This window comes from Streptomyces sp. NPDC096311 (assembly GCF_044763085.1).
GTDB lineage: Bacteria > Actinomycetota > Actinomycetes > Streptomycetales > Streptomycetaceae > Streptomyces.
The window spans coordinates 417,679-438,301 of the sequence record NZ_JBIWFN010000001.1 but is presented as its reverse complement, the minus strand read 5'-3'; the positions used below and the strand labels follow the sequence as shown (position 1 = coordinate 438,301).

22 protein-coding genes are annotated in these 20,623 nt (G+C 71.3%); 9 read left to right on the top strand and 13 right to left on the bottom strand.

The window, feature by feature from the left end; translation table 11 throughout:
* Positions 1 to 15: 15 nt before the first annotated feature.
* Genes ACIRA5_RS02045 through ACIRA5_RS02035 form a run of 3 tightly spaced genes read right to left on the bottom strand, consistent with a single transcriptional unit; the run spans position 16 to position 2,685 of the window.
* Positions 16 to 750, bottom strand: a complete 735-nt coding sequence (locus ACIRA5_RS02045; protein WP_403686305.1) for an SDR family oxidoreductase — start codon at positions 748 to 750, stop codon at positions 16 to 18.
* A 39-nt stretch (positions 751 to 789) separates the two neighbouring features.
* The gene (locus ACIRA5_RS02040; protein ID WP_403686304.1) at positions 790 to 1,179 is read right to left on the bottom strand and encodes a 5-carboxymethyl-2-hydroxymuconate Delta-isomerase; all 390 of its coding nucleotides are present in this window, start codon (positions 1,177 to 1,179) and stop codon (positions 790 to 792) included.
* Between the two features lie 42 nt (positions 1,180 to 1,221).
* On the bottom strand, positions 1,222 to 2,685 hold the full coding sequence (locus ACIRA5_RS02035; RefSeq protein WP_403686302.1) for an MFS transporter: 1,464 nt from the start codon (positions 2,683 to 2,685) through the stop codon (positions 1,222 to 1,224).
* 180 nt (positions 2,686 to 2,865) lie between these two features.
* On the opposite strand from ACIRA5_RS02035, the gene ACIRA5_RS02030 reads away from it, so the two are divergent.
* A complete protein-coding gene (locus ACIRA5_RS02030) occupies positions 2,866 to 3,291 on the top strand; it encodes an ArsR/SmtB family transcription factor (RefSeq protein ID WP_403686301.1) in 426 nt (141 codons plus the stop codon).
* Between the two features lie 5 nt (positions 3,292 to 3,296).
* Here ACIRA5_RS02030 and ACIRA5_RS02025 read toward each other — a convergent pair whose 3' ends face one another.
* The 3 genes from ACIRA5_RS02025 to ACIRA5_RS02015 form a co-directional block, all read right to left on the bottom strand.
* Positions 3,297 to 4,577 (bottom strand): hypothetical protein, encoded by a 1,281-nt coding sequence (locus ACIRA5_RS02025; protein ID WP_403686300.1) that lies wholly within the window; start codon positions 4,575 to 4,577, stop codon positions 3,297 to 3,299.
* A 4-nt stretch (positions 4,578 to 4,581) separates the two neighbouring features.
* Complete coding sequence (locus tag ACIRA5_RS02020; protein WP_403686299.1) at positions 4,582 to 5,466, bottom strand: FAH family protein; 885 nt, start codon at positions 5,464 to 5,466, stop codon at positions 4,582 to 4,584.
* A 66-nt stretch (positions 5,467 to 5,532) separates the two neighbouring features.
* The gene (locus ACIRA5_RS02015) at positions 5,533 to 6,807 is read right to left on the bottom strand and encodes a thiamine pyrophosphate-dependent enzyme (protein ID WP_403686297.1); all 1,275 of its coding nucleotides are present in this window, start codon (positions 6,805 to 6,807) and stop codon (positions 5,533 to 5,535) included.
* An 89-nt stretch (positions 6,808 to 6,896) separates the two neighbouring features.
* Between ACIRA5_RS02015 and ACIRA5_RS02010 the strand changes: the two genes are divergently transcribed.
* Together ACIRA5_RS02010 and ACIRA5_RS02005 are read left to right on the top strand one after the other, a co-directional pair.
* Positions 6,897 to 7,706 (top strand): phosphopantetheine-binding protein, encoded by an 810-nt coding sequence (locus ACIRA5_RS02010; RefSeq protein WP_403686296.1) that lies wholly within the window; start codon positions 6,897 to 6,899, stop codon positions 7,704 to 7,706.
* Positions 7,707 to 8,013: 307 nt separating this feature from the next.
* The gene (locus ACIRA5_RS02005) at positions 8,014 to 8,607 is read left to right on the top strand and encodes a TetR/AcrR family transcriptional regulator (protein ID WP_403686294.1); all 594 of its coding nucleotides are present in this window, start codon (positions 8,014 to 8,016) and stop codon (positions 8,605 to 8,607) included.
* A 205-nt stretch (positions 8,608 to 8,812) separates the two neighbouring features.
* On the opposite strand, the gene ACIRA5_RS02000 is transcribed toward ACIRA5_RS02005, so the two are convergent.
* On the bottom strand, positions 8,813 to 9,406 hold the full coding sequence (locus ACIRA5_RS02000; protein ID WP_403687203.1) for a TetR/AcrR family transcriptional regulator: 594 nt from the start codon (positions 9,404 to 9,406) through the stop codon (positions 8,813 to 8,815).
* Between the two features lie 194 nt (positions 9,407 to 9,600).
* Here ACIRA5_RS02000 and ACIRA5_RS01995 point away from each other — a divergent pair, with 194 nt between their 5' ends.
* The 5 genes from ACIRA5_RS01995 (at position 9,601) to ACIRA5_RS01975 (ending at position 13,662) form a co-directional block, all read left to right on the top strand.
* The gene (locus ACIRA5_RS01995) at positions 9,601 to 10,575 is read left to right on the top strand and encodes an SMP-30/gluconolactonase/LRE family protein (protein WP_403686292.1); all 975 of its coding nucleotides are present in this window, start codon (positions 9,601 to 9,603) and stop codon (positions 10,573 to 10,575) included.
* Positions 10,576 to 10,681: 106 nt separating this feature from the next.
* Positions 10,682 to 10,807 (top strand): hypothetical protein, encoded by a 126-nt coding sequence (locus ACIRA5_RS01990; protein ID WP_403686290.1) that lies wholly within the window; start codon positions 10,682 to 10,684, stop codon positions 10,805 to 10,807.
* Entirely contained in the window at positions 10,804 to 11,634 is an 831-nt protein-coding gene (locus ACIRA5_RS01985; protein ID WP_403686288.1) for an SDR family NAD(P)-dependent oxidoreductase, read from the top strand. Before ACIRA5_RS01990 ends, ACIRA5_RS01985 begins: the two co-directional genes overlap by 4 nt.
* Positions 11,631 to 12,863, top strand: a complete 1,233-nt coding sequence (locus ACIRA5_RS01980) for an amino acid deaminase/aldolase (protein ID WP_403686286.1) — start codon at positions 11,631 to 11,633, stop codon at positions 12,861 to 12,863. Before ACIRA5_RS01985 ends, ACIRA5_RS01980 begins: the two co-directional genes overlap by 4 nt.
* A gap of 28 nt (positions 12,864 to 12,891) precedes the next feature.
* Positions 12,892 to 13,662: an SDR family NAD(P)-dependent oxidoreductase gene (locus tag ACIRA5_RS01975; RefSeq protein ID WP_403686284.1), complete on the top strand. Its 771-nt coding sequence runs from the start codon at positions 12,892 to 12,894 to the stop codon at positions 13,660 to 13,662.
* A gap of 14 nt (positions 13,663 to 13,676) precedes the next feature.
* On the opposite strand, the gene ACIRA5_RS01970 is transcribed toward ACIRA5_RS01975, so the two are convergent.
* Both ACIRA5_RS01970 and ACIRA5_RS01965 read right to left on the bottom strand, forming a co-directional pair.
* Complete coding sequence (locus tag ACIRA5_RS01970; protein ID WP_403686282.1) at positions 13,677 to 14,036, bottom strand: nuclear transport factor 2 family protein; 360 nt, start codon at positions 14,034 to 14,036, stop codon at positions 13,677 to 13,679.
* A 50-nt stretch (positions 14,037 to 14,086) separates the two neighbouring features.
* Positions 14,087 to 14,872, bottom strand: coding sequence for an SDR family oxidoreductase (locus tag ACIRA5_RS01965; protein ID WP_403686281.1), 786 nt, complete (start codon positions 14,870 to 14,872; stop codon positions 14,087 to 14,089).
* 98 nt (positions 14,873 to 14,970) lie between these two features.
* Here ACIRA5_RS01965 and ACIRA5_RS01960 point away from each other — a divergent pair, with 98 nt between their 5' ends.
* A complete protein-coding gene (locus ACIRA5_RS01960) occupies positions 14,971 to 15,480 on the top strand; it encodes a winged helix-turn-helix transcriptional regulator (protein ID WP_403686279.1) in 510 nt (169 codons plus the stop codon).
* A 36-nt stretch (positions 15,481 to 15,516) separates the two neighbouring features.
* Here ACIRA5_RS01960 and ACIRA5_RS01955 read toward each other — a convergent pair whose 3' ends face one another.
* The 4 genes from ACIRA5_RS01955 to ACIRA5_RS01940 all read right to left on the bottom strand — a co-directional run bounded on the left by ACIRA5_RS01955 (position 15,517) and on the right by ACIRA5_RS01940 (position 20,533).
* The gene (locus ACIRA5_RS01955) at positions 15,517 to 16,911 is read right to left on the bottom strand and encodes an MFS transporter (protein WP_403686277.1); all 1,395 of its coding nucleotides are present in this window, start codon (positions 16,909 to 16,911) and stop codon (positions 15,517 to 15,519) included.
* A 239-nt stretch (positions 16,912 to 17,150) separates the two neighbouring features.
* Positions 17,151 to 18,047, bottom strand: a complete 897-nt coding sequence (locus ACIRA5_RS01950) for a serine hydrolase (RefSeq protein ID WP_403687201.1) — start codon at positions 18,045 to 18,047, stop codon at positions 17,151 to 17,153.
* Between the two features lie 196 nt (positions 18,048 to 18,243).
* Positions 18,244 to 19,380 (bottom strand): hypothetical protein, encoded by a 1,137-nt coding sequence (locus ACIRA5_RS01945; protein ID WP_403686276.1) that lies wholly within the window; start codon positions 19,378 to 19,380, stop codon positions 18,244 to 18,246.
* Between the two features lie 445 nt (positions 19,381 to 19,825).
* Complete coding sequence (locus ACIRA5_RS01940; RefSeq protein WP_403686275.1) at positions 19,826 to 20,533, bottom strand: TetR/AcrR family transcriptional regulator; 708 nt, start codon at positions 20,531 to 20,533, stop codon at positions 19,826 to 19,828.
* Between the last annotated feature and the right edge of the window lie 90 nt (positions 20,534 to 20,623).

Below are 20,623 nucleotides of genomic sequence, written 5' to 3'. Positions count from 1 at the left end.
TCAGGTCATGTGTCGTCAGGCGATGGTTCCGCCGCCGTCGACGTACACGGTGGTGCCCGTCGCGTAGGCGTTGCCGGTGACGAAGAGCACCGCCTGGGCGACGTCGGCCGCCTCCCCCACGCGCCCCACGGGCAGTCGTTGCATCGCCGCCTCGTACATCCGCTCGCGGGCGGTGACGTCCATCCCCTCCCAGAGCGGGGTCCGCAGCAGCCCCGGCGAGACGGCGTTGACGCGCAGCGGCGCGTACTCCAGGGCCAGGCCGCGCACGAGGGCCTCGAGGGCCGCGTTGATGGCGCTCTGCAGGGCCGAGGCCCGGCCCGGCCGCTGGGAGAGGTAGCCGGCGAGCAGTGTCAGCGACCCGGAGGGCCGGACGCGGACGGACCGGGCGATGCGGTACGCGCCCCAGAACTTGCTGTCCATGGCGGCGTACGCGTCGGCCGGCGGCAGGGCGTCGACCCGCCCCATGGGGGTCTCCCCCGCCGAGACGACGACATGGTCGAACTCCCCGGCGGTGGCGGCGAACTTCTCCACCTCCTCCTCGGAACGGATGTCCAGGGTCTGCCCGTTCACCGCCCCGCCGCCGGACGCGGTGAGCCCGCCGAGCACCGCGAGGGCCGCGTCGAGCCGCTGCGGGCTGCGCGAGGCGATGACGGTGTCGGCGCCCTGCGTGACGAACTCCCGGGCGGCGGCGAGGCCGACACCGGAGGTGCCGCCGACGACCAGGACGCGCTGGTCTGCGTATGCGCTCATGACTGGTTCTGCTCCTGTACGTGGAGGGGGCGGGGCCGGTCAGGCCGCGGGACGGCCGCTGTGGTCCTCGGACCGGGTCCGGGCGAAGCTCGGGCGGTCCAGCTCGGTGATCTGGACGGAGATGTCGCAGGCCGTCTCGCGCAGGGTCGCCTCGAAGGCGTCGGCGAGCACGCTCAGGGCGGCCTCGCTCACCGCCGTCCTGGCCTCCGGGGACTTGCCGCCGAACGTCCGTACGTCGAGGTTGACGAACGACTGCTCGCGGGCGCCGTCCCCGATGAAGTACTGGTCCATGCGGACGGCACGGCTCTTGAAGTCCTGGATGCGGAAGCCTCCGACGGAGGCCAGTTCGGTGTGCAGCTTCCCGAAGAGGGCGACCGGGTCTATGCGCTTCCGGACGTTGCCGGAGTATTCGAGCACGAGGTGAGGCATGGAACGGGGACTCCTTGGGGTAGGGCGACCGGGCGGCGGCCGTCAACGCGCGTCGGCGGTCTTCAGAGAGGGCTCGGGCTCGGACCCGGCCTTGGACACGGCGTCCGCCGGGGCCGTCGCCGTGGTCGCCCGACGCCTGGGCAGGCCGACCGCGCTGAGCACCGCGCTGATCGCGAGGGCCACCACGGCGCAGAGCAGGGCCGCGCGCAGGCCGGACAGGAAGTGGTCGGATGCGGCCTGGCCGACGAGCAGACCCATCACCGCGACCCCGATGAGGCCGCCCAGCTGACGTGAGGCGTTGAGCACGCCGGAGGCGATACCGGCGTTGGCCGGGTCCACGGAGCCGAGCATGGCGTTGGTCATGGAGGGGACGACCAGGCCGATGCCGAATCCGGCGACGACGAACTGCGCGGTCATCTGCGCGTACGCCCCGGAGTCGACGACGGGGACCGTGGCCAGGTAGCCGAGGACGGCGAGGGTGTTGCCCGTGATCAGTACGGTCCGGGCGCCATAGCGCTTGACCAGCGGACCGCACGACAGGTTCGCGATCATGATGGCGGCCGTCATGGGGAGGAACGCGAGTCCGGCACCGATGGGCGAGTAGTCCCAGAACTGCTGGAAGAAGAGGCTGAAGACGAAGATCAGGCCGTAGAAGGCGAAGTTCAGCAGCACTCCGATGAGGGACGTGGAACTGAACGCCCGTCGGCCGAACAGGTGGAGGGGCAGCATCGGGTCGCCACTGCGGCGCTCCACCGCGAGAAAGCCGACCAGCGCGACCAGGAAGACGGCCAGGCAGGTCAGGACGATGGCCGAGGACCAGCCCTGCGCGTTGGCCTCCACGATCGCTCCGGTGAACGCGCCCAGGCCGACGACGGCGAGCAGCTGACCGGGCAGGTCCAGCGAGCGGCGGACCGAGGCATCGCGCACGGGGGCGGGCCGGGCGTGGGCCCGCACGAGCACGATGCCGACGGCGGCGATGGGGACGTTGACGTAGAAGATCGAGCGCCAGCCGAGCGAGTCGACCAGCAGGCCGCCCACGACCGGGCCGAGCGCGAGGGCGAGTCCGCCGGCCGCGGCCCAGAGGCTCACGGCGCGGGTGCGTTCCGCCGGGTCGGGGAAGTTGGTGTTCACGATCGACAGCGAGGACGGCACGATCATCGCGGCGCCGACGCCCTGGACCACACGGGCGGTGATGAGGGCGACCAACGAGGGGGCGGCGCCGCAGGCCAGGGACGTCACGGCGAACAGGGCGAAGCCCGCCATGAAGATCTGCTTGGGGTCGTAACGGTCGCCCATGGCACCGGCGGTCAGGAGGAAGGCCGCGAAGGTGAGCGTGTAGCCGTTGATCACCCACTCAAGACCGGACAGACTGCCGCCGAAGTCCGCGCCGAGCGCCTTGGTGGCGACGTTCACGACACTGACGTCCAGGATGACGACCACGAAACCGAGGCAGGCCGCGAACAGCGTCAGTCCCGGCCGGGTCTTGTGGGGTTGGGTCTGAGGCACGGTTTTCCTTCCGTCGTGCCGGAGGGCGGTGGGGGGCCGGAGCCGGGCGATACGCAGCGGGCTCCGGTAGACTGTTCGTCTACAAGCGAACAGTCCGAGTGTATGCAGATCATCGAACACTCTGCAATCCGTGTACGGCACGCCTCACGGACCAAGCGAGTCGGGACGGAGCAACCAGCCATGACGGCACAGAGCCGAGAGTCGACGACACGGGGCGGGCGGTCGACCGTGGAAAGCCGACAGCCGACGGCAGCCTCGAGTCACCGGACGCCACCGATCCACACTCCCCCGGGCGAGGTACAGCTGGAGGCGGCGCTGCTCGCCCTCGCCGACCCGGTCCGCCAGACCCTGGTACGGGAGTTGGCCGGGGCCGCCGACTGGGAACGGTCGTGCGGCAGCTTCGACGTGCCGGTCACCAAAGCGACCCTCAGCCGCCACTTCGCCGTACTGCGCGAGGCCGGCCTCCTGGAGCAGCGCGACGCCGGACCCAAGAGACTCAACCGGCTGCGCCGCGCCGAGTTCGACGAGCGCTTCCCCGGCCTCCTCGCCCTGGTCCTGCGCACCGAGGACGCCTGGGAGACCAAGGACACCGAGAACAAGGCCTGAGCACCTCATCGGGAGGCTCCCGCCGACAGTCCCCGTGCCGCCGCGGCGGGGCGCAGCACGCGCTCGCGCAGTGCCTTCGCCACGGCGCGCACCGTGTCCGGGTCGGTGCTGGGGGTACCGAAGGCGAGTGCCGTCGTGAACGCCCCGCCGAGGGTGGCGAGATGGAGGACCACCCCGTAGTTGGCGCCCACGCGGTTGACCACGGTGCGATAGCCGGTGACCCGCGCGGTGTGCGGGCCGAGCGCCGGGTCGACGACACCGACGTTGGTGATGCAGATACCGGCGGCCGACCGGGCGGCGGCAGTCTCCTCCACCGCCCGCCGGATCACCGCGTGGTCCCGGCGGGGCGGGCGCCACGCGGAGTCCGCCCGCGCCAGCGCCGCGGCGTAGTCACGGGCTTCGTCGGCCGGATCGCCCCGGCCGACCCGCACGGCAACGTTCAGGACGTTGATGAAACAGCCCACGTCCGGCAGTTCGGCGCTCTCCTCGTATCGTCGCCGCAGCGACACGGCCGTGCACAGAGTCACCTCCGAACGGCCCGTGGCCTCGGCGTACGACTCGGCCAGCGCGACCGCGAAGAACTGATTGACCGTCACCTCCCGTTCCCTGCACCAGGACTTGAGGGCCAGGCTCTCCTCCCGGGTGAACGCCAGCGGGACGAAGTCCGCGGCCCGCTCGTCCCACGGCCGGTGCGCCTCGAACGGCAGGGGATCGGGCCCCGGCACGGGCTTCCGTACCGGGGCGTCCGGCGACGCGGGCGGACGGTACGTCAACGCGTCGCCGTTGGGCGGCAGGGTCCGGACGTCGTGACCGCTCACCCCCTCGGTCGGGGCGAACAGCGCGTCCAGCAGAGCGCGGACCACGGCACCGGTGGAGTGGCCGTCCGAGATCGCGTGGTTGCGGGTGAAGTAGAGGTGCGACACCCCCGCGCCCGGGTCGCGGACGAGGCGCAGCCGCCACAGTGGACCACCGGTCTCCAGCACGCCGTTGAGCTCCCGGCGCAGTACGTCGTCGGGCAAGTCCGGCGCGCCGAGCGGGTCGTGCCGGATCTGTCCGGTCCGGGGTCCGGGGCCGGTGGTGAACCACAGACCGTCGGGCCGCTCCTCGATGCGCAACGACAGCAGCGGCAGCTCGGCGGCCCACCGCCCGGCGCCGCGCCGGAAGTGCTCGGGGTCGAGGTCGCCGCGCACCGTGACATGGGTGGTGACCTGCGTGGTGCCGTGCATCAGCGCGTGGGTGCGGGCGAACGCCGCCTCGACGTCACTGAGCCGGCGCAGCGGGGTCACGGCGTCAGTCCTGTCCGGGGCGGCGCGTCCACACCAGCGGGTGGGACAGCCGCACACCGTGGCTCGCGACGTCGATGGTGACCCGGTCGCCGTCCGCGGTCCGGAACCCGGCGTGGAAGCTGCTGCGGTCGGCGCCGATGTAGACGTAGTGCACCCGGCCGGGGCGGTGCAGGGCCTCGTAGGAGAAGAGGCGCGACATCATCGTGGGCAGGTCGTAGTGGAGGGCGTCGGCACCGGTGGTGAACGGGCCCTTCCAGGCCGGTGCCCCGCCACGCTCGACGGTGACCTCGCCCGTCACCGAGCGCGGCGGTTCGCCGAGGTGCAGCCAGGGGGACACCCCGGCATCGCACAGCTTCGCGTACGACAGGTGTCCGGCGTGCTGTTTGAAGCGGCCTATGTCGGTGACGTCGTTGCCGAAGGTGTAGCCGGCGTAGCGGGGCGTGCCTCGTTCGTCGCCCACGTAGACGAGGACCACCTCGGCCTCCTCGCACACGGCCACGGCGTCGCCGGGTACGGACAGCGCCTCGCCCGGCACCTTCAGGACGTCCCCGAGCCCCTTGACGAACCAGTTGGGCTGGTCCGGGACCTCGGCGCCGACCTTCACGTTGTGCGTCATCATGAAGCCGCTGACCAGCGCGTCCCCCACGTGCGCGGGCAGCAGCGGCGGCAGCAGCCGCGCCCGGTGACGTTCCGCGGCCGGTACGTCGACGGCCGCCCGGCCCAGGGTGAGCAGCGCGGCGGTGTCCGCCCCCTCGCCGACCGCCGTGGTGAGCAGCGCGGCGAGGGTGTCACCGGATAGGGGATACAGGCGCAGGGGCGCTCCGGCCTCCGGCACGCCCAGTCCGAAGTGCCGCTCGTCGTCGTAGATGCATTCGAAGACCACCGTCATGGTGGGTGCCTCCTGGGAAGTCGCGGGCTGGGAAGGCGGTGGCCCGGTCCGGGCGGGCCGGTCCGGTCACTCCATGAGGATCTCGACGAGGACGGGCTTGCCGTGCTCCTTGATGTGGGCGACCGCCTCGCGCACGGTCGGCGCGACGGCGTCGACGCGCTCCACCCGCGGCAGGGTGTGGACACCGAACGACTGGGCCAGTGTCACGAAGTCGACGGGCCGGTCGTAGAAACTGGTGGCGATGTGCGCGCGGTCGATGTCCCGGTCGCGGTTGCCTGCGATGCGCTCGGCGTGCTGGGTGGAGTTCAGATAGAGGCGGTTGTTCATGACGATCACCAGGAGCGGCACGTCGTAGGCGGCGAGAGTCCACAGCGCGCTGGGCGTGTAGAGGAAGTCGCCGTCGGCCTGGAGGTCGACGCAGAGCGTGTCGTCGCTCTGGTGGGCGAGCGCCGCGCCGATCGACGCGCCGAGGCCGTAGCCGAGGCCGCCGCCGCCGTTGAGGCCCAGGTAACTGCCGGGTCGCTCCAGCGGCCAGAGCTTCTTCACCCAGCCGTCGATGGTGAGGCTGCCGGTGTTGGTGAGGATCCACTCCTCGTCGCGGACCGCACGGTGGATCTCGTCGACGGCAGCCGACACGTGGATACCGTCGCGGCCCTTCGCCTCCTCGGCCTGGCGCGCCCAGTCGGCGCGGGCTTCGGTGTGCAGGTCGGTGAGGGCCTTGATGCGCTGTTCGCGGCGCTCGGTGAACGCGGGCGCCGCGAACGGACCGGCCGGGTCCTCGACGACCGTACGCAGCGCGGCCACCGAGTCCGCGGTGTCGGCTGCGACGGCGCGGGTGACCGGCACGAACTGCTGGTAGTCGGCGGCCCATTTGCTGGTGAGCAGTTCGTTGAAGCCGACGGTGACGATGTCGGCGCCGTTCGCGGGCGCTCCCTGGTCGGTGAGCGTGAGAAAGGAGCCGAGGGCGCCGACCAGGTCCTGCACCTCGAGGGCGAGGACGAGGTCGGCGTCGGACAGGAGCGTGCCCGAGGTGTGGCTGACGTTGAGCTGGTGGGTGTTGGGGAAGTTGAGCCGGTTGCCGCGGTCGACGACGGCCAGGCCCAGTGCGTCGGCGAGCGCGACCAGCTGCGCGACGGTACCGGGGTCACGGCCCGAGAAGTCGACGACCAGGACCGGGAGTCGGGCGGCGAGCAGTCGCCCGGTCAGGTCGTCGAGGTCGGCGCCGTTCAGCGCGGGCAGCCGGGCGGCCTCGGTGGCCCGCGCGGGGAGCAGCCGTACGCCGTCCTCGAGCGGCTGCTCCTGCACGTCGAAGTCGAGCGCCACGAACACCGGCGCCTGCATCGGGGGTGTTCATCAGCTTGAAGGCGCGGTAAAGGGACTCGACCGTGGCCCGCTGGCCGATGGGCTGGTCGCACCACTTCACGTAGTCCTTGACGACGGACTCGATGTTCTGCGAGGTGTGGATCCAGTCGATCCACGGGCGGCGCTTGCCGGCGTCGACGGGGCCGTTGCCGCCGAGTACGAACAGCGGTACGCGGTCGCACCAGGCGTTGAAGACGGCCATCGAGGCGGTGGCGCGGTTGCACGCGCCCTCGGGTGCGGTGAGCGGCGCTCTGGAGGCCGGTCTGCTGGCCATGCTGGGAGCCTGGCCGCACTCCACGGCGGCGGACGACCCGACGCGGGCCCATCTGCCCCTTTCCTTCGCCCGCGTCCTGCTGGCCGACGCACCCGGCGGCGAGTACTGGAGCACGGCCCGCTCGGCCCCCGAAGCCGACCGGGACCGTACTCGCTGCGATGTCCTGCTCACCGCGCCGGACGGGCGCGTGCTCGCCGAGTTCGAGGGCATCGCGATGGTCCGGTCGCCGGGTCGCACCGACGCGGCACACCACGAATCCGACGCGATGACGGCTGCCGGCGCGGCGCTTCCTCCCGTCGAGCGGGTTCCCCTGCCGAAACTGCCGAAACCGGGGGCCGGCCGGTCGCACGCCTCCCGTCCGCCCGCGGAGCGCCTCTTCATCCATACCGCGACGATGCTCGGCACCACCGTCGACCGGGTCGATCCACGGCGGTCACTGCGCGACCTGGGCCTCGACTCGCTGATGGCGACCCAGCTCAGGCGCATCCTGCACCGGGAACTCGGGGTGGATCTCCCGACCAGCCGTCTGCTGGGCAACGAGAGCGCCGCCGCCATCGCGGCCGACCTCCGCGAGGAGGCGGCGCCCGAGCCCCGGAGCCGCTGAGGCCTGCCCAGGGGCGACCAGGTCGCCTTCAGCCGGAGCGGTCGTACCGCACTCCACGCGGTACGACCGCTCCGGCGTTCAACGCGTCACGTACCGCACCTAGAACCGCGATGCATTAATGGACTACGGTATACCGATACGGTCGCCGTGGACCCGGTCTCTTGGCACGACGGTAGGGATGCCCGTCGTCGACTCCGAAGGTTCGCGGAGACGTCCGGTCGGAGCCGAGAGAATGAGAGAGCCGATGACGGTTGAGAATTCCCAGCCCGTACGTCCCCCCGGCCGGCGGGAACGGAGCAGGCAGCGCATGCACGACCGCCTGTACACGGCAGCTCTGGAGCTCTTCGCCGAGCAGGGGTACGAACGTACGACGATCGACCAGATCGCGGAACGCGCCGATGTCGCCCGGGGAACGTTCTTCAATCACTTCCAGCGCAAGGAAGACGTCGTCACGACATGGGCGGAGCAGCGCCAGGACGACCTGCGGGCCTTCATGGACAAGTCGCTCTCGCACAGGGACGACGACGCCACCGTCCAGTTGGAGCGGTGCATGGCCGCCCTGGCCGATTTCAACGAAGCCGAGCCGGACCTCACCCGGGTGATGCTGACCGCCTGGGTCAGATCGGGCCAGCCCCTCCTCGAGGAGCCCGACTACGCGGGACACGTCTTCACCCGGGTCATCACGATGGGGCAAACCCGCGGGGACATCGCCCGCGACATCGACCCGGTGGTGGCGGGCAACATGCTGCGCGACGCCTACCTGGGACTTCTCTACCGCTGGACGCAGGCCGCCGACGGCAGGGCCCCCCTGCACGTCGAACTGCGCGCCCTCCTGCGGATCGCGCTCACCGGTGTCCTCTCCTGGACCCGCACCCCGAACGCGCCCCTCCGGGACCGCTGACGGCACCGGCCGCAACGAGCGAACCCCGCCTCCGGTATCCGGGGGCGGGGTTCTGTGGAGCGCCGGGCAGGCCTTGCACCTGCATCTCCCCGCAGGAAGCGGGGCGTCTTTCCTTGGACCACCAACGCGAGGCCTGCCGCCGAGACTTCCAGCGGTCTGCTCAAGATCAATCATAGCGCATTCCAAGCCGCCGACGGCGCACGCGTCAGACGGCCGACGGCCGGGCGTACTGGAGAAGGTGGTCGGCCAGCAGGTGCAGAACCGCTTGGCTGTGGTCGCTGTTGCGGTCGACGAGCCAGGTCATGTTCAGGCCGTCGATCACCGAGTGCACGTACCGCGCGAGGATCGGCACGGGCTGCGTCCACTCGATCCCGGCGTTGTCTGCGGCCAGTTCGAGCAGGGAGGCGAAGGCGGCCAGGAAGATCTCGTACTGTCTCCGGGCGATGTTCTCGAAGCCGGGATTGCGCAGCGCGTACTGGGTGAGCTCGTAACTGATCTGGTGCTCGCCGGGGTTGGCCTCGAACCCCTTCCAGAACGCATGCAGGCTGTCGAGGACGCTGTCGCGGATGTCCCTGTGCGGCGCGAACAGGCCCCGGACCTCGGCGACGTAGCGCTCGGTGAGGGTCTCGGTGACGCGTTCGAGGAGCTGCGCCCTGGAGTCGAAGCAGTAGTGGAAGGCCCCGAGGGTCATACCGGCCTCGTTGACGATCGCACGGGTGGTGGCCTTGGCCACGCCGTCACGCGTCATGACCCGGATCGCGGCCTCGAGGAGCTCGGCCCTCCGGTCGCTCGCCGCCATACGGGACACACGATCTCCCCTCTTCACCTGCGGGTTCGTCCGCCAGGATAGCCAGACCCACGGGCCGCGCGTCGGCTCGGAGTTCGGATCCGCGTAGAAGTAAGTCAAGCGTCCAAGACTCTTGACTTACTTCTACGCGGTGGGCGACCGTAGCGGAACCCGACGCCTGGCACGAGCCCCCTCAGGAGGCGGAAGTGCGACCGCAAGCCACTGTCGTTCTGGACGGATTCGGCACGCTGGAGTCCCTGCGCTGGCACGACGGCGCGCTGTGGTTCTGCGATTTCGCCCACGGGACGGTGCACCGCTGGGACACCCGCGGGGAGCCGGAGACCGTGCTGGAGGTCCCCGGCCGGGCCGGCGGCCTCGGCTGGCTGCCCGACGGACGGATGCTGGTCGTCTCGATGGACGGACGCCGCGTCCACCGCCAGGAACCGGACGGCTCCCTGGTCGTGCACGCGGACCTCGGGGACATCGCCGGCGGCCCGGTCAACGACATGCTCGTCGACGAGCAGGGCCGCGCCTACGTGGGCAATTTCGGCTTCGACTACCACGGTTTCGTCCGACAGCGGCCCAACGCCATGCTCTACGCACCGCCGGGCCCGCCCAGGGCGCCGCTCGCCTGCCTGTCACCGGAGGGCGAACTGCTGGGCCTGAGCGAGCCGTTGGTGTTCCCCAACGGCTGCTTCCTCATCGACGAGGGCCGGACCCTGCTGGTCGCCGAGACACTGGCGATGCGGCTCACCGCGCTGCCCGTCCTGCCGGACGGACGGCTCGGCCCGCCACGCCCCTGGGCTCCGCTGGTCCCGGCCTGGCTGTGGAAGTCCCTCAACAGTCCCGGGCTGCGCGGCCGGATCACCCGGCGGGTCTCGTCCCTGCTGGACCACCAGGCGATCGCCGACCGCTCCGACACCCCCATCGCACCGGACGGCATCGCACCGGGCCAGGACGGCACGGCCTGGGTCGCCAACGCGCTGCGCGGCGAGTGCGTCCGGGTCGGCCCCGGCGGCACGGTCCTGGACCGCGTCGCCACCAGCCAACGTACGCTCAGCTGCCTGGTCGCGGGCCCGCGCGGCGACACCCTGTACGCCGCCACCGTCCCCACCGACGACCCGGAGCGCGCGGCACAGCTGGGCGGCGCACGCCTGGAGGCGTACGTCCTGCCGTCCTGACCGCGGACGCACGGGCCCGCCCCGACAGTCGGCCCGCCCCCTCCGCTCGCGGACACGCGGCACTCCGTCCACGGGGCCACCCCCCGTCCGCCTCCTGGGAGTTCACATGCACGGACATCGAACGGGCGACGGCGCCCACCACACCTCGTACCGCGCCCACGACGACCCTTCGTACGGCGACGACGACACCTCGTACGGCAGCGGCGGCACATGTCAGGGCAGGCCTCGATGAGCGTCGTCCTGGTGACCGGCTCGGCCAGTGGCATCGGCTCCGCCACCGCGCGCGAGGCGGTGCGCCGCGGCCACCGGGTCGCCCTCGCCGACATCGACCTGACCGGTGCCACCCGCCTCGCCGACCGACTCGGCCCCGCCGCCTGCGCGATCCCCCTCGACATCCGTGACCAGGACGCCTGGGAGGAGGCCTTCGACGCCGTCGCGTCCCGGCTCGGCCCCGTCGAGGTTCTCGTCAACAACGCCGGGATCATCCATACCGGATACGCACGCCAGTTGTCCCTGGAACAGCACCGCCACATGGTCGAGGTCAACCTGCTCGGCCCGATGACCGGGACGCTGACCGCGCTGCCCCGGATGCGCGCCCAGGGGCACGGGCACATCATCACGGTCTGCAGCATGACCTCGTTCCTGCCGCTGTCCGGTTACACCACCTACGGCGCGACCAAGCACGGGCTGCGCGCCTTCCACCACAGCGTGGCGATCGAGGAACGGGGCGGGCCGGTGACGTTCAGCATCATCCACCCGCCCGGCACCCGGACGCCGATGCTGGAGCAGGAGATGGCCGACCCCAGCGCGGTGATCACCTTCGCCGAGAAGCCGCTCACCCCCGAGAAGGTCGCCTCGGTCATCGTCGACGCGATCGTGAAGAAGCCGGTCGAAGTCGTCCACCCCGCCGTCGGCGGACGCGTTCAGCGGGTCGCCGGGGTGTTCCCCCGGCTGATGCGCTTCGTGATCCCCAGGGTGGCGGCCATGGCGGAACGCCGCAGCAGGAGCATCGCCCCGGCCACGGCCGTGGTGCGCGAGCGAGGAGACAACAACCGATGACCACCGACACCGCCACCACGCCGGCCCGGTCCGCCCCCACGGAACAGGGGCGCTTCGACCGGTTGCGGACGGCGACCGCGGGCCTGGAGCCGCCCTTCGGCGTCATCGATCTGGACGCCTTCGACGCCAACGCCGTCGACCTCGAACGCCGCGCGGGCGGCAAACCGATACGGCTCGCGAGCAAGTCGCTGCGCTCGCGCGCCCTCATCCGCCGGGCTCTCGCCCGCCCCGGCTTCCAGGGCATCCTCGGCTTCACGCTGCCCGAAGCCCTGTGGCTGGCCGAGGAGTGCGAGGACGTCGTCGTCGGCTACCCCACCACCGACGCCACCGCGCTGCGCCGGCTGGCCGACGACGAACGGCTCGCCTCCCGGATCACCCTCATGGTGGACTCCGTCGAGCACCTCGACCTCGTGGACGCGGCGACCGGCCCCCGGCAGACCCGCGTCCGGGTCTGCCTGGAACTGGACGCCGCCCTGCGACTGGCGGGCGGCCGTCTCCACCTCGGGCCGCGCAGGTCCCCGGTGCACACGCCGCGGGAGGCGGCCGCGTTCGCGCGCGAGGTCGCCGCCCGTCCGGGCTTCGAACTGACCGGGATCATGGGGTACGAGGGCCAGGTCGCCGGCCTCGGCGACAACCAGCCCGGTTCGCTGCTCAAGCGGGCCGTCGTGCGCGCGATGCAGCGTTCCTCCGTCGAGGAACTGCGCCACCGACGGGAGGCCGCGGTCGCCGCCGTACGTGCCGTCACCCCGCTGCGGTTCGTCAACGGCGGCGGCACCGGCAGCCTGGAGACCACCACGCGGGAGGACGCCGTGACCGAGCTCGCGGCGGGCTCCGGCCTGTACGGTCCCGGGCTCTTCGACTTCTACCGGTCCTTCCGGCCCGCCCCCGCCGCGTACTTCGTGCTGCCCGTCGTACGCCGCCCCTCCCCGAAGATCGCGACGCTCCTGGGCGGCGGATGGATCGCGTCGGGGCCGCCCGGCAAGGACCGGCTGCCCACCCTGGCCTGGCCCCCCGGCCTGCGCGTCACCGCCACCGAAGCGGCGGGCGAGGTGCAGACCCCACTGCTCGGCAAGCCCGCGCAGGTCCTGCGCATCGGAGACCGGGTGTGGCTGCGGCACGCCAAGGCCGGTGAACTGTGCGAGCGGGTCGGCGAACTCCACCTGGTCAGCGGCGGCGAGGTGGTCGACACCGTACCGACGTACCGGGGCGAGGGCCGGCACTTCCTGTGACGGCCCGTCCTCCGGGCGAGGTGACACCATGACCCGCATCACCGACCGAACCGTGCTGATCGTCGGTGCCTCCTCGGGCATCGGCGCGGAGGTGGCACGCCGACTCGCGCACCACGGCAACCGGCTGGTCATCACGGCGCGGCGGGCCCCCGAACTCGCCTCCGTGGCCAAGGAGATCCGAGCCGCGGGCAGCGCCTGTCTGGACATCGCCGCCGACGCCCTGGACCCGGGGGCGGCCTCCGCCGTGGTGGCCGCGTGCGTCGCGGAGTACGGATCCGTCGACATCGCGCTCCTCAACGCCGGCCAGGGCCCGGACATGTCCATGGACCAGGTCACCGTCGCCGACATCGCACGGATCACGGCCCTGAACTACGACGTCGTCGTCCACTACCTCGTCCCGCTGATCGCGCAGATGAAGACCCAGCGCGACGGAGGCCTGATCGCCCACACCAACTCGCTGGCCGGCCTGATGGGCATCCCCCGCCAGGGCCCCTACTCCGCCGCGAAGGCCGCTGCCCGCACCCTCATCGACACCGCACGCGTCGAACTCGCGCCCCACGGCATCCGGTTCACCAGCATCCACCCGGGCTTCGTCGCAACCGACCGCGTCGGCGCCGACGGTCTCCCCAAGCCCTTCCAGGTCGGCCAGAACCGGGCGGCACGACACGTCGTACGCGCCCTGGAAAGGGAACCGGCACAGGCGTACTTCCCCTGGACCACGACCGCCCTGGTCCGCACCCTGCGCGCTCTCCCCACGCCGCTCTGCGCCCTGATACTCCGAAAACTGGCCTCGCGCTAGGGGCTGGAGTGGCTTCAGGGTTCGATGACGAGGCGTTCCACGAGGCCGCCGCGGAGCGTGAACCGGTAGCGCAGGTCGACGGTTCCGCCGGGGAAGTCGCCTTCGAGGTGGTGCGTGGCGGTGTAGTGGCTCGCGTCGGTGCGCTCGGCCCCGGTGAGATCGATGGTGTACGTGAACTCGGTCGCCGACCGGTTCAGCCACCGCTCGATGGCAGCGGTGCCCTGGTAGGTGTTGCCGTCGTCGATCACCGTGGCGTCCTGGGTGAACGTGGCGACGGCCACGGCGGTGTCGTGGGCGCGGTGCGCCGCGAGGTAGCGGGTGATCACCTCGGGCAGGGTGTCCGGAGCGATGGCCTGGGGCTGGTCGTGCTGCATGACGGGCCTCTCGGTGGTGGCGTCTTTCAGGTGCTGTCGGTGAGGGCGGTTCACACCGTGGGGGTGGTGCCGCCGTCGATGACGTGCTCGGCGCCGACGATGGCCGAGGCGCGGTCGGAGACGAGGAAGGCGACGAGTTCGGCCACTTCCTCGGGACGGTTGGGACGGCCGAGGGGGATGCCGCCGAGGGAGTCCATGAGCTGGGCCAGTGCCGCGTCCTGGGTGATGCCGGCGTCGTGGGCGATCCTGGCGACGAGGTTGTCGGCCGCGGTGGTCTGGACGAAGCCGGGCGAGACGGTGTTGACGCGGACGCCGTGCGGGGCGACCTCGTTGGCGAGGCCCTTGCTGTAGGTGGTCAGGGCGGCCTTGGCGGCGGCGTAGGCGAGGGTTCCGTTCCACAGCGGCATGCGGCGCTGGATCGATGTGACATGCACGAGGGCGCCCTTTCCGGCCGCGATCATGCCGGGCAGCAGTCCGCGGTCCAGGCGGACGGCGGCCATCAGGTTGACGTTCAGTTCCCTGGCCCAGTCGTCCTCGCCCAGTGCCGCGAAGCCCCCGGCGGGCGCCTCGGAGCCGCCGAGGGTGTTGACCAGGATGTCGACACCTCCGAGCCGGGCCTCCACCTCACCGACCACCCGTGCGGCGCCGTCGGCCGTGGACAGGTCGGCGGCGATGAACGTCTTCTCGTCGACCTCGTCGGGACGGCTGCGGGCGGTGACGAGTACGGTCGCCGCGGCCTCGGCGAGGCGTCGGGCGATGGCCGCTCCGGTGCCTTTGGTGCCGCCGGTGACCAGGGCTCGACGGCCCGCGAGGGATTCGCCGGGGTGGATGGCCATGGTGCGCTCCGTTCCCGGGTGCGGGCATGCCGAACACCGCCGCCCCGTTACTGCTAAAATAGAAGCTAATAACTTCGACTTTAGCAGTAACCGAGGGGATGGTCGCCGTGGCGAGCCGCATCAGGCTGGAGGACCGGGAGTGCCCGCTGTCCACGACGGTGGAACACGTGGGCGAGTGGTGGACGCTGCTGATCCTCCACGACGCCTTCGACGGCTACACCCGCTTCGACCAGTTCCAGGAGAACCTGGGAATCTCCTCCAGCATGCTCACGGCCCGGCTCAAGAGCCTCGTCGCGGACGGACTGCTGGAGCGTCGGCCGTACCAGACCAACCCTGTACGCCACGAGTACGTCCTGACGGAGCTCGGCCGTTCGCTCCGCCCGGTGATAGTCGCCCTGGCCGCCTGGGGCAACTCCCGGCTGGCGCCGCAGGACCGCAGCATGATCCTCGTCGACGCGGACAGCGGCGAGGAGGTCGAGCCCGTCGTCGTCGACGCCAGGACCGGCCACCGGCTCGACGACAGCGACGCCTTCGTCTTCGCGGCAGGCCCGGCGGCGAGCCCCGCCATGCGCGACCGCTACCCGAACGGGTCGAAGACGGAGAGGTGAGCTGCCCCGGCGGCCGATCACCGCTCCCGCGACCGCTCAGCCGGGCGGAAGGGGGCGATGGCCGGACGAGAGGGGGCGATGGCCGGGCGGCGCCTCCCGCGGGGGCAGCTCGCGTCCCAGGCGGGCGAGTGGGGACAGGGCCATCAGCGCCGGGGACAGCATCATGCCGGCGGCCGTCACCAGGAGGCTGGTGCGCAGCCCCCACTCCCCCGCGAGAAAGCCGCCGAGCAGTGAGCCGAGCGGGGCGGCCCCCATGCCGACGAACGTGATCGTCGCGGCCACGCGGCCCTGCATCCCGTCCGGGGTGACGGCCTGCCGCACGGCCATGACCGTGACGTTCACCAGTTGGCCAAAGGTCCCGAACACGAAGTTGACCGCGACGAGCGAGGCGATCGTCACCGCGGAGGGGCCGCTCAGCGCGGGCACGCACAGCATCACGCCGTCGCCGAGCGCCGCCGCCGACACGAGCACCACGCCGTGACCGAACCGGCTCGGGAGCCGGGCGGCCAGCACAGAACCCAGGAGCGCGCCCGGCCCCGTGGCGGCGAGTGTCAGCCCCACGACGCTGCCCGACAGGTGCAAGTCCCGTGGCAGGAAGAGCAGATAGCCGGTCATCGTCGCCGCGAAGGAGAACTGGAAGGCGGCCGAGGCCAGGCCCACGGTCCGCAGCGAGGTGTCCCCGGCGACGAAGCGCAGGCCCTCGTGGATCCGGCGCCAGACCCGAGGGGCCGGTCCCGACCGCTCGGGGACCGCTTCGCGGCGCCGGATCCGCCGGATCGAAAGGAACGACCCCGCGAAGGACAGGGCGCAGGACGCGGCGGCGATCGGCGCCGACAGGAGGGACACCAGCGCGCCGCCCAGGGCGGGGCCGACGATCTGTGCCGCCGAGCGGCTGCCCTCGATCGCGCTGGTGGCCAGCGTCAACCGGTCACGTTCCACCAGTCGTACGAGAGAGGCCTGGTACGCCACGTCGAAGAACACCGACAGGGCCCCGACGGTGAAGGCGACCACAAGGAGTGCCGACAGGCCGAGCCCGCCGAGGAGTCCGGCCAGGGCGGCGGCGCCCAGCACCAGGGCCCGGCCGAGGTCCGCCAGCACCATCACCGTGCGGGTCCGCCATCGGTCCACCCACGCGCCGACGAGGAGCGCGAGCAGCAGGGTCGGCGCCTGCCCCACCGCGCGGAGGACGCCCAGCCGGCCGGCATCGGCGTCGAGTGTGAGAACCGCGATCAGCGGAAGGACCACCAGGCTCGCGTGTTCGCCGAGTTGGGAGGCCGTCTGTCCCACCCACAGCCGGCGGAAGTCGGCGTCGCGCCGGAGGGCCGGCGCATCCGGACGCCCTGGGCCGGACGCGGAGGAGGACGGAGATGACGAGGAGCACGAGGAGGACGGGGATGACGAGGAGGGCTGACAGGAGGAAGCGTCCGGCACTGGAAACCCCTTGGGTCGCGCAAGACAGAGCCCGCCACCCGGCGCACGTCGAGGACGCCGACGGTTCGGGTGGGGGAAGGCTCGCTGTGCCGCGCATCAAGGGCAGCACGCGATGACGGGCCGCTGAGGGCCTACGACGTCAACGCGCGCCCGGACGACCGACCATGTCTCGACTCCTCGGGGATCACACTCGCTGCCCGCACCCTAACGTCCGACTGATCGGCGCGAAAGGGGAATACCTACGCGGCAGTTGAGGTGTTCAGGTCCCGGTTGACGGCACGGGCGGCGCTCTCGATGGTGGCGACGCCGTCGGCCATCGTGCGGTTGTCCTGGGAGAGCACGACCAGTCCGTAGTCGTGGCCGCCGCCGGTGAACACACCGACGCTGTGCACCCGCCAGCCGTGGGTGTCGCGCGGCAGCCAGCCGTTCTTGACCTGAACGGTCGCCGACGCGGGGGCTCCGGCGGGCGTTCCCCAACGCTGCTCGGGGACGACCTGGTTCATGAGCTGGAGGGCGTAGGTACGCGCGCCCTGGTCGAGGACGGAGTTGTCCGAGGTGAGCAGCCGGAGCAGCTTCAGCTGGTCCCCGGCCGTGACCTGGGTGTGCCCCCAGTAACCCTTGGGCCCGGGGACGGTGTCCCCCATCCCGGCCAGGGTCAGGAAGTGCTGGATGCCGGTGTGGCCGATCTGGTGCCACAGGGCGTTCGTCGCGTCGTTGTCCGACTTGGTGATCATGGCGGTGGTCAGTTCCACCTCGTGAGCGGTCAGGGCCCGCTGCTGCTCCATGCTCTGGCGCAGCAGGGCCCCCAATATCGTGACCTTGACCACGCTCGCCGAGTCGAAGGCGGTGTCGGCCCGGAAGCCGCACGAGGTCCCCGTGGTGCGGTCGTACAGCGCGAGCGCCGCGGCGTGGTCCCGCCCGTGCAGGGCACCCGCGATGTCCTTGGACAGCCGGGCCGCGAGCTCTGGCCGCTGCGAGGTGCACTTCACCTGGGAGCCGCCGACGGTGGCGGTGGCTTCGGAGGCGGCGTCGGCGGTGCTCGCCTGGGCCGGGGTGGCGGCGAAGAGCGCCGCGAGCGCGGACCCGGCCGCCGCGGTAGCGGCCAGTCCACGCCGCGCGCGGCGCAGTGCGTGCATGTCCGGCATGAAGATTCCCTGCTCTGTGTCTGCGGTCACAACGGGAGCCCATGTGCGGGCTCATCCCGATTCCCGAATGACGGCGACGCTACAGGGACAGAAGAGACCCCGGTGCGCAGTAAAAGGCATATGTCCGAATTAGGAGGTTTTTGGCTGTGTGACATTCATCAACCCATTCATCCCTGCGGATGGATGGTCACACCTGAGGGGACGCCGGAGAACGAGCCTCCGTCACGGTTCGCCGTCGGCGTGGCACGGGCCCCAGCAGGACGTAGCCCGCCGAACCGGCGGCGAAGGCCAGCCGGATCAGACCGCAGACACGGTCCGAGGGCACCAGCAAGGTGCTGCCGTACAGGGAGAGCAGGGCGATCCAGCTCCACCACGGCACCAGACGACGCTGCCCGACCGCGTCCCACAGCAGGGTGCCGAGCAGGATCGAGGCGCTGTAGTACGTGTAGACACTCGGATCCAGTGCGATGCGGGCATCGGCGCCGAGCAGCACGACCGCGGGCCAGCGGCCTCTGAGTACCGCCAGCGCGCCGAGACCGAGTCCTAGGAGCACTTGGGCCGGGCGGTCCCACCAGGGCGTGGCCGGGGCCAGGACGCCCAGCCAACGCAGCGCCGAGGCGGGCTGGTTGGCGATGGTGAATCTGGCGGCGGCGGCCGAGTTGAGGTGGGTGACGTAGAACGGCAGCCACGCGACGGCCACCAGGCCGACCGTCCAGAGCGCGGAGTTGCGTCGTTGCGTGGCCGGCAGGGCGAGCAGCAGTGCCGCGAACGCCAGCGCCCAGGGTTTCGAGTCCACCGCCAGCGCGAGCATGATGCCCACCGTGCGCCCTTGGCCCCGCACCAGGGCACGTACGGCCAGAGTGGTGAAGAACAGCGCGAGTACGTCGTCCAAGTGGGCGAAGCGGACCGCCACTTCGACCCACATGGGAATGAAGGCCACCCCTGCCACGAGCACCCGCTGCTGGAGTCGGCGGTGGTTGAGTCCTGTGCCGCGGTTGTGGTCGGCCGCACTGCGGCCGACCAGCACCAGCATGTAGAGGCCGAGCGCGGACATCACCGCCTCCGCCAGCACCTCCGCCATGTGGGGTGGCAGCGGGGCGAACAGTGCGGCCGCCAGAAAGCTCACGGGGCCGATCTGCAACTCCGGATGGTTGGCGTAGATGGCCAGCCCGCCACCCGGAACGGCGCCGAAGAGCAGCTGGCCCCCGGTGCGCAGGTAGTGCCAGGAGATCCCCCCGTGTCTCTGGACCAGCAGGAACCAGAGCAACGTCCACGCGGCCAGGACGACGATATGGGGTCGTATGCCCTTGCGTTCCTGTCGCATGACCCAGGGGACGGCCCGGCCCGCGGGGCGGCCACCGGTTCCGCGGTGACTTTGCTCCGGGTCCTGCGCCTGTGTCGGTCCCCCCGCGCCCTCGCGGCCCTCGTCCCACCGCACAGGCGCCTACCGCGCCAACTGATCGGCGACGCCACGGACCGGCGCGCACCGGTCCCCCACTGGAAGATCCGCGCCTTCCATCAAAACCCCTTGTCGTTCCCTCACCCGCGGCACAGACCGCGGGCGGTTCTCCGCGGGCTCCGGCACTCAATCGCCTGCCGCCACGACAACCACTCTCAGGTGCGAGGCACTGAACTCGCGTTGTCCGTACCGCCGGAGACATGTTCCGAGGGCCTGGTCACGGCCCTCGCTGCTTTCCCGCGCTTACGGATCAACCCTAGACATACATTCGAGCGCGACTTGCCGCACAGGGGAAACACACACCCCACTCTCACCCGCCACGCTGTTCGGCCGACGCGCGAGAGGCCGCGGCGAGGACTCCGTCCAGGATGACGTCCAGAGCCCAGTCGGTGCGGCTCGGGCCGTCTCCCGACACGAGGGTGTCGCCGAGCCGGGTGAGGTGGGGGTGGCGCGCCGGGTCCGCGGTGGCGATCTTCGCGGCCAGGGCGGAGAACTCGTCGGCCTCCTGCGTGGCGGACTTCGGGGAGCTGTGTTCGACGGCCACGGCGGTGGGATACAACAGCAGGAGGTCCATGGCCCAGGCCGCTTCCTTGCCGGACACCCCGCCCTCGTCGAGGAGACCGAGGAGCGCGTCGGCCAGCGCCAGGTAGTTCGGGCCGCTCGGCTGCGTGGACATCGCCATCCGGGCGATCTCCGGGTGCAGGAAGAGCACCTCTCCATAGCTGACCAGCAGCGCCTTCAACCGGTCCCGCCAGGTCCCGGCCTCCGGCGCGGGCACCTTCACCGGCCCCAACAGGGAATCGAGGATCTGCGCGTGCAGGTCCCCCGTGTTGCGGACGTAGACGTAGAGCGACGCGGGGCCGGTGTCGAGAGCCGCCGCGATGCGGCGCATCGTCACCTTGCCCAGTCCCTCGTCACGAAGGATCGCCAGCGCGGCGTCGATGATTCCCTGCCTGGTCAGGGCGGGCTTCGCCGGGCGTTCCCGTCGGCTGACCGGAGCGGGCTTCTCTGGAGTCATGCCGCACAAGGATAACGAACATGTTCGTGAGAAACAAGTTCGTATCGAACGGTGCGGTCACCCGGCGCGCCGGACACCGCCATGGGGCCG

Excerpts from the sequence above, each read along its gene's own strand:
- ACIRA5_RS02045 (WP_403686305.1), bottom strand. The coding sequence starts at position 750 with ATGAGCGCATACGCAGACCAGCGCGTCCTGGTCGTCGGCGGCACCTCC.
- ACIRA5_RS02040 (WP_403686304.1), bottom strand. The coding sequence starts at position 1,179 with ATGCCTCACCTCGTGCTCGAATACTCCGGCAACGTCCGGAAGCGCATA.
- ACIRA5_RS02030 (WP_403686301.1), top strand. The coding sequence starts at position 2,866 with ATGACGGCACAGAGCCGAGAGTCGACGACACGGGGCGGGCGGTCGACC.
- ACIRA5_RS02020 (WP_403686299.1), bottom strand. The coding sequence starts at position 5,466 with ATGACGGTGGTCTTCGAATGCATCTACGACGACGAGCGGCACTTCGGA.
- ACIRA5_RS02015 (WP_403686297.1), bottom strand. The coding sequence starts at position 6,807 with ATGCAGGCGCCGGTGTTCGTGGCGCTCGACTTCGACGTGCAGGAGCAG.
- ACIRA5_RS02005 (WP_403686294.1), top strand. The coding sequence starts at position 8,014 with ATGCACGACCGCCTGTACACGGCAGCTCTGGAGCTCTTCGCCGAGCAG.
- ACIRA5_RS02000 (WP_403687203.1), bottom strand. The coding sequence starts at position 9,406 with ATGGCGGCGAGCGACCGGAGGGCCGAGCTCCTCGAGGCCGCGATCCGG.
- ACIRA5_RS01990 (WP_403686290.1), top strand. The coding sequence starts at position 10,682 with ATGCACGGACATCGAACGGGCGACGGCGCCCACCACACCTCGTACCGC.
- ACIRA5_RS01985 (WP_403686288.1), top strand. The coding sequence starts at position 10,804 with ATGAGCGTCGTCCTGGTGACCGGCTCGGCCAGTGGCATCGGCTCCGCC.
- ACIRA5_RS01980 (WP_403686286.1), top strand. The coding sequence starts at position 11,631 with ATGACCACCGACACCGCCACCACGCCGGCCCGGTCCGCCCCCACGGAA.
- ACIRA5_RS01975 (WP_403686284.1), top strand. The coding sequence starts at position 12,892 with ATGACCCGCATCACCGACCGAACCGTGCTGATCGTCGGTGCCTCCTCG.
- ACIRA5_RS01970 (WP_403686282.1), bottom strand. The coding sequence starts at position 14,036 with ATGCAGCACGACCAGCCCCAGGCCATCGCTCCGGACACCCTGCCCGAG.
- ACIRA5_RS01965 (WP_403686281.1), bottom strand. The coding sequence starts at position 14,872 with ATGGCCATCCACCCCGGCGAATCCCTCGCGGGCCGTCGAGCCCTGGTC.
- ACIRA5_RS01960 (WP_403686279.1), top strand. The coding sequence starts at position 14,971 with ATGGTCGCCGTGGCGAGCCGCATCAGGCTGGAGGACCGGGAGTGCCCG.
- ACIRA5_RS01950 (WP_403687201.1), bottom strand. The coding sequence starts at position 18,047 with ATGCACGCACTGCGCCGCGCGCGGCGTGGACTGGCCGCTACCGCGGCG.
- ACIRA5_RS01945 (WP_403686276.1), bottom strand. The coding sequence starts at position 19,380 with ATGCGACAGGAACGCAAGGGCATACGACCCCATATCGTCGTCCTGGCC.
- ACIRA5_RS01940 (WP_403686275.1), bottom strand. The coding sequence starts at position 20,533 with ATGACTCCAGAGAAGCCCGCTCCGGTCAGCCGACGGGAACGCCCGGCG.